This window comes from Parvibaculum sp. (assembly GCF_045863935.1).
Taxonomy (GTDB): domain Bacteria; phylum Pseudomonadota; class Alphaproteobacteria; order Parvibaculales; family Parvibaculaceae; genus Parvibaculum.
In genome coordinates this window covers 1-13,706 of the sequence record NZ_BTVP01000028.1, presented here as the reverse complement: position 1 = coordinate 13,706, position 13,706 = coordinate 1, and the positions used below count along the sequence as shown (strand labels likewise).

Genomic DNA, 13,706 nt, shown 5'->3' with positions numbered 1-13,706 from the left:
TGAATTCGGAAAGCCCCGCCCTCGAACGGCGGGGCTTTTCTGCATTCGGGGCGCCGTATAGGGTCTCTTTTCGTGCAGCGGCGGCGAGGAAACAATGAACGGACTGGCTGACCGACTCCGGGAGTACTACGAGGGCAACTCTGAGGAGGCCCAACGCTTCCGTTACGGTCTGATGGCTTTTGACGTCGTGACGATTCTTTTCATCGTCGCAACCTCGTTTACACCTCGTTCGGTTTACATAGAGATTGCGGACGCGGCGATCGGCGTCCTGATCCTCGCGGATTTCACCGCCCGGTTCACCATCGACCGAAACAGGATCAGAAATTTCGTCCATCCGGCAAACCTTGCCGACATGGTGGCGATCGTCTCGTTCCTGGCGCCGGTCGTCGGTGAAGGTCTGGGCTTCCTGCGCATTCTGCGAACGGTAAGGCTTCTGCGGACATACCGGACGCTGGAACTTCTCCGTCAGGACTTCCGGTTCTTCCGGGCGCATGAGGAAGTGATCATCGCGGCAGTCAACCTCTGCGTCTTCATCTTCGTGATGACGGGACTTGTCTACGAGACGCAGCGTTACACCAACAAGGACATCGGCAACTATGCGGATGCGCTCTATTTCACGGTGACGGCGCTCACGACGACGGGGTTTGGCGACATCACTTTGCCGGGTACCGGGGGGCGCCTGCTCTCGGTCATTGTCATGATCTTTGGCGTCACGCTCTTCCTGCGCCTCGCACAGGTGCTCTTCCGTCCCAACAAGGTCACGCATGAATGCAAGGTCTGCGGGCTCATGCGTCACGACCCGGACGCCGTGCATTGCAAGCACTGCGGCGCGACGATCCACATCGCGACCGAGGGGCTGGGCTGAGCGGCGTCAGGCCTCGGCGCTGCGCCGATTTATCGCCTCTGCAAATCTGGAAAGAGCGTGCCTGAGCGTCGAGGACAGCTCGGGATCGGCGGCGATGCCGCCTTCGGGAAGCGCCCGGCCGGGAAGGGGCAGTGTGACAGAAGCGGCCTCGATATGGAGAGCCGACATCACGGTCAGCGTTTCCGTGAGCGAGGCTACGGCATAGGTCGAACGCGGCGAGGCGTTGAACAGAACGACCGGCTTTTCAACGAGTTCGCTCGTGCCGACAACCCAATCGAGCGCATTCTTGAGCACGCCGGGAAGCCCATGTGCATATTCGGGCGTCGAGAAGATGACACCGTCGGCCGCAGCAAGCGCCGCGCGGTAGCGCATAACGGCAGGGGGTGCGTGGTCGTCGGGAATATCCGGATTGAAATGCGGAAGGTCGCCGATGCCATCATAGATCATGACGGAAATCTCCGGAGGCGCGAGCGCCGTCGCAGCTTCCAGGAGTGCCGTGTTCGACGATGCGCGGCGCAGACTTCCCGAAATGGCGAGGAGGGAGATCACTTCTCTGCCGGGACGAAGAGAGAGCCTGTTACCGCTTCGCCATCATGGTCGAGCACCACATGCTCGCCCACCACGCGGGCGCGGCCTTCGACCACGAGCTTCAGCGCCAGCGGATAGAGCTTATGCTCGGCCTCGAGGATGCGCGCGGCCAGCGTTTCCGCCGTGTCGCCGGGCAGCACGGGCACGGCGGCCTGCGCGACGATGGGGCCTTCGTCCATTTCCGGCCGCACGAAATGCACCGTGCAGCCCGTGATCTTCACGCCCGCGTCGAGCGCTCGCTGATGGACGTGCAGTCCCTTGAAGGCGGGCAGAAGGGAAGGGTGGATGTTGAGCTGCCGGTCGCGCCACTTCTCGACGAAACCGTCCGTCAGAATGCGCATGAAGCCGGCATTGCAGACGAGGTCGACGCCTGCATTGGCAAGCGCGCGGTCGAGTTCGGCGTCGAAGGTTTCGCGCGTCGAGAATTCCTTGTGGTCGATGACGAGCGTGGGGATGCCGGCGGCTTTGGCAACCGCCAGTCCGCCCGCGCCCGGCCGGTTGGAAATCACGAGCGCGATACGCCCACGAAAGCCCGGCTCCTCGCAGGCCCCGATCAGCGCCTTGAGGTTCGATCCACGGCCGGAAATGAGAACGCCGATCCTCACGCCTTGCTGCCCAATGCGCCTTTCACGCTGACGCGGGGTGCGCCCGCTGTCGCCTCCGTGAGACGTCCGATGTAGTGGACAGTTTCACCGGCCTCGGCGAGCGCATCCGCGACTTCGAGCGACTGGTCCTCGCGCACGACGACCACCATGCCGATGCCGCAGTTGAAGGTGCGGCCCATTTCGGCGTCTTCGAGCCCGCCCAGTTCCATCAGCCAGCGGAAGACCGGCGGCATCGCCCAGGACGCGCCGTCGATTTCGACTGCGACGCCCTCCGGCAGCACGCGGGGAATATTCTCGACGAAACCGCCGCCGGTGATATGCGCCATCGCCTTGACGGCTTCGGTCTCGCGGATCGCCTTCAGCATCGCCTTCACATAGATGCGCGTGGGCGCGAGCAGCACTTCGCCGATGCTGGCGCCATCGCCATGCGGGAAGGGAGCGGAGTAGGAGAGGCGGTTGTCCTCGACGATCCGGCGGACGAGCGAATAGCCGTTTGAATGGAAGCCCGAGGATTCGAGACCGAGCAGCACGTCGCCCGGCGCCACGTCGCCACGGGGCAGGATCTTGTCGCGCTCGACGGCGCCGACCGCGAAACCGGCGAGGTCGTAGTCGCCCTTGGCATACATGCCCGGCATTTCCGCCGTCTCGCCGCCGATCAGCGCGCAGCCCGCCTGACGGCAGCCCTCGGCGATGCCCGCCACCACGTCGCGGGCCACATCCACATGGAGCTTGCCGGTCGCGTAGTAGTCGAGGAAGAAGAGCGGCTCGGCGCCCTGCACCACGAGGTCGTTGACCGACATGGCGACGAGGTCGATGCCGACCGTATTGTGGATGTCGGCCTCGATGGCGACTTTGAGCTTGGTGCCGACGCCGTCATTCGCCGCCACAAGGACCGGATCCTTGAAGCCGCAGGCGGCGAGGTCGAAGAGCCCGCCGAAACCGCCCAGGGCGGCATCCGAGCCTGTGCGCCTGGTGGAGGCCGCCAGCGGGCCGATGGCGCGAACCAGTTCGTTGCCGGCGTCGATATCGACGCCCGCCCCGGCATAGCTATAGCGGTTCGGACGGTCCTTCGGGGGGGTGGGGGCCATGTCGCTCTCTACGGGACTCGGTTGGGCTGCGGAGCGCACAAATCACCCGAAATCGCCCCCCGGCGCAAGAGAAAGGCGAAAAAGCCCGGAGCGCCGCCTTCGCGCTCGCTTCGCGGTGCTATAGTGTGCGGCGCGGCGGCAGGATGAATCGCCGAATGTTGAGACGGATCAAGGGTCTATCCATGATTTCTGCCTTCAGGCTTCTGCGTGCGCCGCTGTGCGCCCTTGCTCTTGCCACCCTTCTGGCCGCGCCTGCGGCCGCTGCCGACATCTTCACCGTGCGCGGGGTGCATGTGGACAAGACGGCCGAGAGCGCCACGGCCGCCCGAAGCGCCGCCCAGGTCGAGGGGCAGCGCCTCGCGCTGATCGCCATGATGAAGAAGCTGACCCTGCCGGACGACTGGGCATCGCTTCCCGCCGTCGACGACGCCACCGCTCAGAACGCCGTGCGCGGCTTTCAGGTGGCGAGCGAGAAGACGAGTTCCACCCGCTATATCGCCGAGATGATCGTGAGCTTCCAGCCGGAGGCCGTGCGCCGCCTGCTGCGCGGGGCGGGTATTCCTTTCGCCGAGACGCAGGCCCGGCCCGCCCTCCTTCTGCCCGTGCTCCGGCAAGACGGGAAGCTTGTGCTTTGGGAGGAGAACAATCCCTGGCGCGATGCCTGGGCGTCGCTTCACCCGGCAGATGAACTGGCGCCGCTGATCCTGCCCATCGGCGAAATCATGGAAATGAGCGCGGTGCCGGCGGAGACGGCCATCTCGGACAGCGAAGAAGCGGGGACGGCGCTTTCGGACCTCGCCGCGAATTACGGCGCCTCCGAGGTGGTCGTGGCGGTGGCGGCGCTCGGCGCCGACGGCACGCTGCAGGTGACGCTGACGCATCGCGGCGGTGCGGCGCCTTCCGAACCTCTGAACGGCACATATCGAGCGGAGGGCCGCGACCTGCCCCAACTGATGACTGCCGCTGCTGCGGACATGCTGAGCGGCATCGCGGTTCAGTGGAAGCGCCAGATCATCGTTCGCGACGGCAAGCTCTCGACGCTGACGGTGCAGGCCGATTTCGCGACCCTTTCCGAATGGGAGACGATCCGGAAAGGACTGACCTCGACGCCCCTCGTGCAGGACATGGAAGTGGCCGGCATTTCTCCGCGCGGGGCGGAAATCCGCATCTCGCACAAGGGCAGCACCGAAATGCTGGCGCTCTCGCTCGCGCAACAGAATGTCACCCTGTCCGACCGGACGGCGGCACCGGCCGAAGCAAGGCCCGTGGAAGACGATGTGGCACCCATGGGTGCCGCGGCCGTCCGTTCCGCGCCGCGCTGGCGCCTCAGCATCCGGCAATAGCCGATGGAAAGGGAGCCCCTCGCATGAGCATGCAACGGCAGATCGCCATCTGGGCGGCCGTCATCGCCGTGTTCATCATCGTGCTCTGGCTGCTCAAGGGCATTCTCCTGCCTTTCGTTGCCGGCATGGCGATTGCCTATTTTCTCGATCCCCTGGCCGACCGGCTGGAGGAATACGGTCTCTCGCGCGGCGCGGCGACGGGCGTCATCACGATCACCTTCATCCTCATTGCGGTCGTCCTGCTGATCGTGCTGGTCCCGGTCCTCTACAACCAGCTCATTGCACTCATCGAACTGGCACCCACGGTGCTGCAACGCGGACAGGAATTTCTGCTCAAGGTCGGCGACGGAGGGATCGGCCGCCTGCTGGGCGTGCAGGGCCCCGATGTCGAGCGGGCGATTTCTGAAAATCTCAGCGGCTCGTTCGACTGGCTGGTGAACATCGTCACGTCGCTCGGCTCGCAAGGACTGCAGATCGTCGGCCTCGTCTCGCTCGTCGTGGTGACGCCGGTCGTCGCCTTCTACATGCTGCTCGACTGGGATCGCATGGTGGAGCGCGTCGACGCGCTGCTGCCGCGCGATCATCAGGAGACGATCCGTCAGCTCGCCCGTGACATCAACACGGTCCTCGAAGGCTTCGTGCGCGGGCAGGTCATTGTCTGCCTCGTTCTCGGCTTCATCTATGCCGTGGGCCTGACGCTGGTTGGCCTGAAGTTCGGCCTCGTCGTCGGCATCCTTGCGGGCATCATCAGTTTCATTCCCTATCTCGGAACGATCCTCGGCTTCATTGTCGGCGTCGCCCTGGCGCTCTTCCAGTTCTGGCCGGACTATTTCCAGATCGGCCTGGTGGTCGGCGTCTTCGCGATCGGCCAGTTCATCGAAGGGAATTTCCTCTCGCCGAAACTTGTCGGCAACCGCGTTGGTCTGCACCCCGTCTGGGTCATGTTCGCCATTTTCGCCTTTGCGGCCCTGTTCGGTTTCGTCGGCGCGCTGCTCGCGCTGCCGATTGCCGCCGCGCTCGGCGTCCTCGCCCGCTTCGGCGTCGCGCAGTACCGCCGGAGCCAGCTCTATCTCGGCGCCTCGCCGGGCGAGGTCATCCCTCCACGCGACACCGACAGCTAGCCATGATCCGCCAGCTTGTTCTCGAACTCGGCCATCGCCCGGCATCGGGCAGGGAGGATTTTCTCGTCGCGCCTCCCAATGAAGCGGCCGTCGCGCTGATCGATTCATGGCCGGACTGGCCGGACCGCATCGTCGCGCTTTCGGGGCCTGAAGGCAGCGGCAAGACGCATCTCGCCGAAGTGTGGCGCGCGGCATCGGGCGCGGTCACGGTGACGCCGGCGGAACTCGACACAGCCGGCATCCCGACGCTGGTCGCGCGCGGCAACCTGATCCTCGAAGACCTCGCGGCCCTTGCCGCCGACGGCGAACGCGCGCTCTTCCACCTCGTCAATCTCGTAAGGGCGGAGGGCGCCTCGCTCCTCATCACCTCGCGTGTGCCGGTTGCGCGGCTGCCTCTCACCTTGCCCGATCTCGTCTCGCGCCTGCGGGCCGTGCCTCAGGCCGAACTGGGCCCCCCGGACGATGCGCTTCTGACGGGCATCCTCGTGAAGCTCTTCGACGACCGCCAGCTCCGGGTGACGCCGCAGGTCGTCGCTTACCTCGCAAGCCGCATGGAACGGTCCGTCGCCGTGGCGCGCGATATCGTGGCCCGGCTCGACCGCGCCTCCCTCTCCGGCAAGCGGCCGGTGACGGTGCCTTTGGCCGCGGAAATCCTCGGCCGGGACTGAGCCGGGCACAAACGTAAGCGCGGAGTCATGACTCAGTCATATGTTTGTCATAATATTAAGCGATAGCAGAGACTTGTTGCCGCTTTTGCAGAAGTGATCTCATGACCTCCGCCCCGCAGAGCCCCGCCGTCGAGCCCGTCGACCAGGAGCCGGTTTCTCCCGCCCCGGAGACGCCGCCGATGCGTCTGGACAATCCCGACCGCTTCATCAATCGCGAGGCGTCCTGGCTCGCTTTCAACATGCGCGTGCTGGAAGAGGCGCAGAACACGAACCACCCGCTGCTCGAACGGCTCCGCTTCCTGTCGATCTCCGCATCGAACCTCGACGAATTCTTCATGGTCCGCGTGGCCGGCCTTCGCGGCCAGGTGAGCGCGGGCGTGACGACGCTGAGCCAGGACGGATGTACGCCGGCCCAGCAACTCGACCTCGTGAACACGATGGCGAACGAGCTCATGCGCGAGCAGCAGCGCCAATGGGTCTCGCTCCGCCACGAGATGCGCGACAACGGCCTTGCCGTCCTCGAACCGGAGGAGGTGACGCCGGAGGAATTCACCTGGCTCGAGACCCGCTTCCTCGAACAGGTCTTTCCCGTTCTGACGCCGCTTGCGATCGACCCGGCCCATCCGTTCCCGTTCATTCCAAATCTGGGCTTTGCGCTTGCCCTGCAGCTTCGCCGTGTTTCCGACGGCAAGCTGATGGATGCGCTCCTGCCCGTGCCGACGCAGGTCGAACGCTTCATCCGCCTGCCGACCCGCGACGACGCGCCCGGCATCCGCTTCGTCAGCCTCGAAAACATGATCGGCCTGTTCCTCGACAGGCTCTTCCCCGGATACAAGGTGATCGGGCAGGGTGCGTTTCGGCTTCTGCGCGACAGCGATATCGAAATCGAGGAAGAAGCCGAAGACCTCGTGCGCTATTTCGAAAGCGCGCTGAAGCGCCGCCGCCGCGGCAGCGTCATCCGCCTGAAGATCGAGGCGCGCACGCCGGCCTCGCTTCGCCAATTTGTGGTTCACGAACTCAGCGTCACCGAGCGCGAACTCGTGTCCGTCGAGGGCCTTCTCGGCCTTGCCCAGACGAGCCAGCTCATCGTCGACGACCGGCCGGACCTGAAGTTCCCGCCCTATAACGCGCGCTTCCCGGAACGCATCCGGGATCACGGCGGCGACTGCTTCGCCGCGATCCGTTCCAAGGACATCATCGTCCATCACCCCTATGAGTCCTTCGACGTTGTCGTGCAGTTCATCCGCCAGGCGGCGGCCGACCCGGACGTCGTTGCAATCAAGCAGACGCTCTACCGGACCTCGAAGGACAGCCCCATCGTGCAGGCGCTGATCGAGGCGGCCGAAGCCGGCAAGTCGGTCACGGCTCTGGTCGAATTGAAGGCGCGCTTCGACGAGGCGGCGAATATCGTCTGGGCACGGAATCTCGAACGGGCGGGCGTGCAGGTCGTCTTCGGTTTCATCGAACTCAAGACACACGCGAAGATTTCGCTGGTGGTGCGCCGCGAGGGTGGGCAGCTCCGCTCCTATGTGCATTTCGGCACCGGCAATTATCACGCCGTTACCGCAAAAATTTATACCGATTGCTCGATGTTCACCTGCGATCCGCGTCTGGCCCATGACGCCTCTCAGGTCTTCAACTACATCACCGGCTATGCGGAGCCGAAGCATCTCGAACTTCTTGCAATTTCGCCGATCAACATGCGCTCGCGCCTGATCGCCGATATCGATGCCGAGATCGGGCACGCCAGGGCGGGACGCCCGGCCGCCATCTGGGCCAAGATGAACTCGCTCGTCGATGCGCAGATCGTCGACAAGCTCTACGAGGCGAGCCAGGCCGGCGTCCAGATCCACCTGATCGTGAGAGGCATTTGCTGCCTGCGTCCCCGCGTGCCCGGCCTTTCGGACAATATTCGCGTGAAAAGCATCATCGGACGCTTTCTGGAGCATTCGCGCATTGTCTGCTTCGGCAATGGCTATGGCTTGCCGAACGACCGCGCGAAGGTCTATATCGGGTCGGCGGACTGGATGCCGCGCAATCTCGACCGCCGGGTGGAGATACTTGTCCCGATTTTGAACCCCACGGTTCACGATCAGGTCCTCGACCAGATCATGGTTGCCAATCTGAAGGACAACCAGCAGAGTTACGAACTGCATCCGGACGGCACGTATAAGCGAATCATGGTGCGCGAGGGCGAAGAGCCGTTCAACGCCCATACCTATTTCATGAATAACGCGAGCCTCTCCGGGCGTGGCACCTCTCTCAAGAAAAACATTCCACCCAAGTTCGACATCAAGTCGGCTTAAGCCTGTCTTGCGGCAAGCGGCGGAGGACAAGCTGTGAGCCGCGCAAGAGCCGGAGGCCGCTTCGGCATCGTCGATCTCGGATCGAATTCCGTCCGCCTCGTCGTCTATGCGGGCGTCGAACGCAACCCCGTCGTCGTCTTCAACGAAAAGGTCATGGCAGGGCTCGGGCGCTCCCTTGCCTCCACTGGCCGCCTCGACCCCAAGGGGATCGAGCGCGCTCTCGATGCGCTGCGCCGTTTCATGGCGCTCAGCGAGCAGATCGGTGTGCCGAGGCTTGTGGTGGCGGCGACCGCCGCGGTCCGCGACGCGGAAGACGGACCCGCTTTCCTGGAACGCGCGGAGAAAATCTGCGGCTTCAAGATCATGCTCCTGTCCGGAATGGACGAGGCCCGTATTTCGGCGCAGGGCGTCCTTTCAGGCATTCCGCAGGCGGACGGGCTCGTCGGCGATCTTGGCGGCGGCAGCCTCGAGCTGGTGCCGGTCGCGGACGGAAAGCCCGGTGCGGGGGCGACCCTTCCGCTCGGGCCGCTCCGCCTGATGGACCTCTCGCATGGCAGCCTCGCCGAGGCCGAAGCCCTTGTCGAACGCACGCTCGGCGAGCAGAACTGGTTGAAGGATTTTCAGGGCAAGCCGATCTATGCCGTGGGCGGTGTCTGGCGAAATCTCGCCCGCATCCACATGGCCCAGCGCAACTACCCGATCCATGTTCTCCATCAATATGTCATTCCGGCGCGCGATGCCGCCGACATTTCCCGTGTCATCGAGAAGCTGGGGCCGAAGTCGCTCGCGCAGATTCCCGATGTCTCGGAACGCCGCGTCGAAGCGCTGCCTTTCGGCGCGCTGGTGCTCGACAAGCTGATCGGCGCGTCGAGGGCGAAGGAAATTGTCGTTTCCGCCTATGGGCTGCGTGAGGGCCTTCTGTTCGAATATCTCGACAAGAAGGAGCAGCAGAAGGATCCGCTCATCGAAGGCTGCCGCGATCTCGCAGGGCGACTCGCGCGCTTCCCGCAGCACGGCAACGAATTCTTCAAATGGACAGCGCCGATCTTCGCCGAAGGGGTGCTGGACGAAACGGCGGAAGAAGCTCGCCTTCGTCATGCCGCCTGTATTCTTGCCGATATCGGCTGGTACGTGCATCCGGACTACCGCGCGCATCATGCGATGACGCAGATATTGCTCGCGCCGTTCTCCGGCATCGACCACCGGGGCAGGCTATATCTGGCCCGCGTCGGCTATCACCGGCATGAGGGCAGGGGAGAGCCTGAAATGCTCGGCAACCTTACGCCATTCATGACCGAACGCGACAACGAGCGCGCCCTGGTCCTCGGTCTCGCATTGCGCCTTGCCTTCACGCTTTCCGGCGCCACCATGGGCATGCTGCCGAAGACGCGCTTCGACGCTGGCAAGAACACACTCACCCTTATCGTGCCGAAGAAGTACGAGGCGCTGGTGGGGGAGGTGGTCGCGAAGCGTCTGGCCGCGCTCGCCCGCGCGCTGGGCCGCAAGAGCGACATCCGGATCGGAAAGTAGCGTCCGACCGCTTTCGCTGGCGAGCGGGGCCCTTCCGCTCTAGAATTAACTTCGACGTAACCCAATGCCGGACGCTGAAGGCGCGGCGGGATTTGCGCGGCCCCCTTCAGAAGATCCGTCGTCCGGTCCACCGGAGGAGACGATCATGGGAATGTCGGTCAAGCTCTTCACCTATCTGCGCGACAACAATGTCGACTACGAAGAGGTCAGGCATCCGCGCGAGGTCTCGACGAGCCGTATCGCCGAGCGCCTGCAAGCTCGACCTGGCCAGTCTTTCGCACATGCTGGACGAGCGCATCGGTCTGGCGACGGAAGCCGAGATCGAGAGCTGCTTCCGCGATTGCGACGCGGGCGCGCTGCCGCCGCTGGGCGAGCCTTACGGGATGAAGGTCTGCTACGACGATGCGGTCGCGACGCAGCCGGAAATCTATTTCGAGGCGGGAGACCACAAAACGCTGGTGCATATGAGCGGTGCGAACTTTGCCCGGCTGATGGGCAATGCAAGTCATGGCTCCATCGCAAGGCATATGTGACGCGGACTGCCGCTAGCTCTTCGGCGTCTCGATCAGGACGATGCGCTTGCCCTTTGCGCCGATCGCGAGTTCGCCGCGCTTGAGGCGCAGCGCGTCTTCGCCGAAGAGTTCGCGCCGCCAGCCTTTCAGGGCCTGCACGTCGGCTTCCGCATGGGCGGCGATCAGTTCGAGGTCGCTCACATTGGCGACGAGCTTCTGCGCCACGTCGTGCTCCTCGCATTTCTGCTTGAGCAGCACCTTCAGGAGCTCGACCAATGGCGCAATTCCCGCCGGGAGAGGCTCCGGCCCCTCGACCACGGGGATATCCTCTTCCTTCATGGCGAGGCCGCGCTCGACCGCTTCCATCAGGCTGGCAGCGGCGCGGCTGTTCGAAAATCCCTTGGGCACGGCGCGCAACGCGTCGAGGTCGCTCACGCTCTTGGGAAGCTGCGTTGCGATCTCGGAAAGTGCATCGTCCTTCATGATGCGCGAGCGCGGCATGTCGCGCTCCTGCGCCTGCCGTTCGCGCCAGGCGGCAATCTCCACCATCACGGCGAGGCCCCGGCGCCCGCGAAAGCGCATCTTGAGCCGCTTCCACGCGTTCTCAGGCCGCATGGCATAGGTCTCGGGGTCCTGCAGCACGGCCATTTCCTCGGCCACCCAATGCGAACGCTTGGTCTGGGTGAGGCGCTTGGCCAGCACCTCGTAGATGGTGCGGAGATAGGTGACGTCCGCCATCGCATACTGGAGCTGCTTCTCGGAAAGCGGCCGCCTGGACCAGTCCGTGAAGCGCGAGGACTTGTCGACGCTGCCGCCCGTGAGCCGCCGGACCAGAGTCTCGTAGCCGACCGAGTCACCGAAGCCGCAAACCATGGCCGCGACCTGCGTGTCGAAGAGCGGATCGGGGATCGCATCCCCCTCGTGATAGAATATCTCGATGTCCTGCCGGGCCGCGTGGAAAACCTTCACGACCTTCCGGTTCTTCATCAGGGCGTAGAAGGGGGCAAGGTCGATATCGGGGGCCAGCGGATCGATGATGATCTCGTCTTCCGGCCCCGCGAGCTGGATCAGGCACAGGATCGGCCAGAAGGTCGAATCCCGCATGAATTCGGTATCGACGGTGACAAATCCGGCCGTCGAAAGCCGGGCGCAGGCGGCCTTCAGGGCCTCGTTTGTCGTAATGATTTCCATGCGCCGCTCTATAGCCGATCTCGTGGCTCCTGTCGCGGCCAACGAAGCCGGCCTGGCAGGCGCCTACAAATGCCTGCGGGTGACGCCGACCACGCCATTCTGGATGAAATCGATCCCCGCCGCCTCCAGGGCTTTGCGGATGGCGGCGATGGTTGCAGGGGTGGACCGGATGGTTCCCCGTGCCGCCTCAACCCGCTTTATCGTGGGCAGCGAAAGGCCGGAGGCCTCCGCCAGGTCGCTTTGTCCCCAGCTCAAGAGGGCTCGGGCAGCCTTTATCTGTTCGGCAGTTAGCATTCCCGCTGCTTTCTTTCATATCTCTGCCCCCGGTTTTTCTTGTCGTGTTGCCCCGTTGCGAATTCTGTACTCACTCAATTATTAGTTGCGTCTATGATACTAAAAGTGTCATTGTACCATTGATCGGATGTGGACCTTGATTTCTTTATATTCTGTACTGGTTGACTATACGCTTTCGACTTGAGGCTAAACACAGGCGATTAAAGACCGTTCTACGTGGGCGTCAGAGTTTAAGTAAAAGTCGACTGAAATCCTGGGTCTAACCAAGCATTGTGAGCATCTCATGATTGCGAACAGCCCGGTGGCCATCATCGAACTTGTCGTCAGAAACGTCCGCGACGTTTTGAAGGCAGCCCCTGTGGGGGAACGGGACCTCCTGACCTGGAAGTCCGCTCTCGCGCAGAAGCTGACATCTTCCATTCTTGCCGCCCTCCCGCACAGGTCGATCGAGGCGGACGCGCGGTGCGCCGAGTTGCTGCTGGCCGTTTCGAACATGTGTCAGGACAAGGAGGGGGATTATCTCGATATCGGGCTTACCATATCGGCTAGAGCTCTGTTCTGCCGGGCTTTCGAAACCGACAGCGATACGCCCCATGACGTGCTGGTGAAGACTGACATTCTCCTGGCCTTCGTGCGAGAGGCATGGATCGCCGACGATTCCGATTTGATCCGTCACCTTTCGAAGCTGCGGACCCTGGCCGCCCGGGTGATTGCCGGGCGAGGGAACTCGCCAACATCGCCGCCAAAGCCCCGCCATCGTCGCAGCCCCCCCGACCGCACAATTCTGGAACTGGTGACCGGTACCCGACGCATCCCGGACCAGCCGCCCGGACATATGAACCAGCTGGCCTGAGCGCCTCGCCCGCCGCCCTTGACAAGGGCCGCCCATCCGTGCGCTTTTCCCGTTCGCCGGAGGTACACCGTCGGTTATCTTCCGCCGATTCGTTCTGGAATCCCAAGGCCTTAGAATAATGAGCAGTTTCCGCAGCCACACCTGTGGCGAGCTTCGCAAGTCGCATGTGGGTGAGACGGTCCGTCTCGCCGGCTGGGTCCACCGCAAGCGCGACCATGGCGGCCTCCTTTTCATCGATCTGCGCGACAATTACGGGCTGACCCAGCTCGTCTTCGATCCGGATCGGGCAGAGGCCTTTGGCCTTGCGGAAAAGGTCCGTTCCGAATTCGTCGTCGGCATCGAGGGGAAGGTCATCGCGCGTTCGGCCGAGACCGTGAACCCGAACCTGCCCAGCGGCGAAATCGAGATTGCGGTCTCCTCGCTCGAGGTGCTGTCCGAGGCGCAGGATCTGCCGCTGCCGGTCTTCGGCGAGCCGGACTATCCCGAAGACATCCGCCTCAGCTACCGTTTCCTCGACCTGCGCCGCGAGACACTGCACCGGAACATCCTGCTCCGCTCGAAGATCATCGCCTCCGTCCGCAGGCGGATGACCGATGCGGGCTTCAACGAATTCCAGACGCCGATCCTCACCGCGTCCTCTCCGGAAGGCGCGCGCGATTTCCTGGTGCCGTCGCGCATGCACCCCGGCAAGTTCTATGCGCTGCCGCAGGCGCCGCAGCAGTTCAAGCAGCTCATCATGGTG

At 63.8% G+C, this 13,706-nt stretch carries 14 protein-coding genes; 9 read left to right on the top strand and 5 right to left on the bottom strand.

All coding sequences use genetic code 11. From position 1 onward, the window contains the following. The first annotated feature begins 94 nt into the window (after nt 1–94). The gene (locus ACKUUH_RS12285) at nt 95–865 is read left to right on the top strand and encodes a potassium channel family protein (RefSeq protein WP_407950211.1); all 771 of its coding nucleotides are present in this window, start codon (nt 95–97) and stop codon (nt 863–865) included. Nucleotides 866–871: 6 nt separating this feature from the next. Here the strand turns inward: ACKUUH_RS12285 and ACKUUH_RS12280 are convergent, their stop codons facing one another. The 3 genes from ACKUUH_RS12280 to purM are packed head-to-tail and all read right to left on the bottom strand — an operon-like array spanning nt 872 to nt 3,146. Beyond that, entirely contained in the window at nt 872–1,414 is a 543-nt protein-coding gene (locus tag ACKUUH_RS12280) for an NADPH-dependent FMN reductase (RefSeq protein WP_407950210.1), read from the bottom strand. Beyond that, entirely contained in the window at nt 1,411–2,058 is a 648-nt protein-coding gene (purN, locus tag ACKUUH_RS12275) for a phosphoribosylglycinamide formyltransferase (protein ID WP_407950209.1), read from the bottom strand. The genes ACKUUH_RS12280 and purN overlap by 4 nt, the downstream gene beginning before the upstream one ends. After that, the gene (gene purM / locus ACKUUH_RS12270; RefSeq protein ID WP_407950208.1) at nt 2,055–3,146 is read right to left on the bottom strand and encodes a phosphoribosylformylglycinamidine cyclo-ligase; all 1,092 of its coding nucleotides are present in this window, start codon (nt 3,144–3,146) and stop codon (nt 2,055–2,057) included. The genes purN and purM overlap by 4 nt, the downstream gene beginning before the upstream one ends. Nucleotides 3,147–3,328: 182 nt before the next feature. On the opposite strand from purM, the gene ACKUUH_RS12265 reads away from it, so the two are divergent. From ACKUUH_RS12265 to ACKUUH_RS12240, 6 genes are all read left to right on the top strand, one after another. Next, nucleotides 3,329–4,489 carry a DUF2066 domain-containing protein gene (locus tag ACKUUH_RS12265; RefSeq protein ID WP_407950207.1) on the top strand — a complete coding sequence of 387 codons (1,161 nt, stop codon included), beginning with the start codon at nt 3,329–3,331 and terminating at the stop codon, nt 4,487–4,489. A gap of 23 nt (nt 4,490–4,512) precedes the next feature. Further along, nucleotides 4,513–5,610: an AI-2E family transporter gene (locus tag ACKUUH_RS12260; RefSeq protein WP_407950206.1), complete on the top strand. Its 1,098-nt coding sequence runs from the start codon at nt 4,513–4,515 to the stop codon at nt 5,608–5,610. A 2-nt stretch (nt 5,611–5,612) separates the two neighbouring features. Beyond that, complete coding sequence (locus ACKUUH_RS12255; RefSeq protein WP_407950205.1) at nt 5,613–6,278, top strand: HdaA/DnaA family protein; 666 nt, start codon at nt 5,613–5,615, stop codon at nt 6,276–6,278. Between the two features lie 101 nt (nt 6,279–6,379). Next, the gene (locus ACKUUH_RS12250) at nt 6,380–8,584 is read left to right on the top strand and encodes an RNA degradosome polyphosphate kinase (protein ID WP_407950204.1); all 2,205 of its coding nucleotides are present in this window, start codon (nt 6,380–6,382) and stop codon (nt 8,582–8,584) included. A gap of 33 nt (nt 8,585–8,617) precedes the next feature. Beyond that, a complete protein-coding gene (ppx, locus tag ACKUUH_RS12245; RefSeq protein ID WP_407950203.1) occupies nt 8,618–10,114 on the top strand; it encodes an exopolyphosphatase in 1,497 nt (498 codons plus the stop codon). A 188-nt stretch (nt 10,115–10,302) separates the two neighbouring features. Further along, complete coding sequence (locus ACKUUH_RS12240) at nt 10,303–10,647, top strand: YbaK/EbsC family protein (RefSeq protein WP_407950202.1); 345 nt, start codon at nt 10,303–10,305, stop codon at nt 10,645–10,647. Nucleotides 10,648–10,659: 12 nt separating this feature from the next. Here the strand turns inward: ACKUUH_RS12240 and rnd are convergent, their stop codons facing one another. Continuing rightward, nucleotides 10,660–11,817 carry a ribonuclease D gene (rnd, locus tag ACKUUH_RS12235; protein ID WP_407950201.1) on the bottom strand — a complete coding sequence of 386 codons (1,158 nt, stop codon included), beginning with the start codon at nt 11,815–11,817 and terminating at the stop codon, nt 10,660–10,662. Nucleotides 11,818–11,880: 63 nt separating this feature from the next. Beyond that, the gene (locus tag ACKUUH_RS12230; protein WP_407950200.1) at nt 11,881–12,111 is read right to left on the bottom strand and encodes a multiprotein-bridging factor 1 family protein; all 231 of its coding nucleotides are present in this window, start codon (nt 12,109–12,111) and stop codon (nt 11,881–11,883) included. 283 nt (nt 12,112–12,394) lie between these two features. On the opposite strand from ACKUUH_RS12230, the gene ACKUUH_RS12225 reads away from it, so the two are divergent. Then, complete coding sequence (locus ACKUUH_RS12225; RefSeq protein ID WP_407950199.1) at nt 12,395–12,964, top strand: hypothetical protein; 570 nt, start codon at nt 12,395–12,397, stop codon at nt 12,962–12,964. A gap of 118 nt (nt 12,965–13,082) precedes the next feature. Then, the coding region (locus ACKUUH_RS12220) for an amino acid--tRNA ligase-related protein (protein WP_407950198.1) at nt 13,083–13,706 on the top strand (624 nt) is incomplete at its 3' end.

Bases quoted from the DNA above. Each gene is read 5' to 3' on its own strand.
- ACKUUH_RS12285 (WP_407950211.1), top strand. From the start codon at position 95: ATGAACGGACTGGCTGACCGACTCCGGGAGTACTACGAGGGCAACTCT.
- purM (WP_407950208.1), bottom strand. From the start codon at position 3,146: ATGGCCCCCACCCCCCCGAAGGACCGTCCGAACCGCTATAGCTATGCC.
- ACKUUH_RS12265 (WP_407950207.1), top strand. From the start codon at position 3,329: ATGATTTCTGCCTTCAGGCTTCTGCGTGCGCCGCTGTGCGCCCTTGCT.
- ACKUUH_RS12260 (WP_407950206.1), top strand. From the start codon at position 4,513: ATGAGCATGCAACGGCAGATCGCCATCTGGGCGGCCGTCATCGCCGTG.
- ACKUUH_RS12255 (WP_407950205.1), top strand. From the start codon at position 5,613: ATGATCCGCCAGCTTGTTCTCGAACTCGGCCATCGCCCGGCATCGGGC.
- ACKUUH_RS12250 (WP_407950204.1), top strand. From the start codon at position 6,380: ATGACCTCCGCCCCGCAGAGCCCCGCCGTCGAGCCCGTCGACCAGGAG.
- ACKUUH_RS12240 (WP_407950202.1), top strand. From the start codon at position 10,303: ATGTCGACTACGAAGAGGTCAGGCATCCGCGCGAGGTCTCGACGAGCC.
- rnd (WP_407950201.1), bottom strand. From the start codon at position 11,817: ATGGAAATCATTACGACAAACGAGGCCCTGAAGGCCGCCTGCGCCCGG.
- ACKUUH_RS12230 (WP_407950200.1), bottom strand. From the start codon at position 12,111: ATGCTAACTGCCGAACAGATAAAGGCTGCCCGAGCCCTCTTGAGCTGG.
- ACKUUH_RS12225 (WP_407950199.1), top strand. From the start codon at position 12,395: ATGATTGCGAACAGCCCGGTGGCCATCATCGAACTTGTCGTCAGAAAC.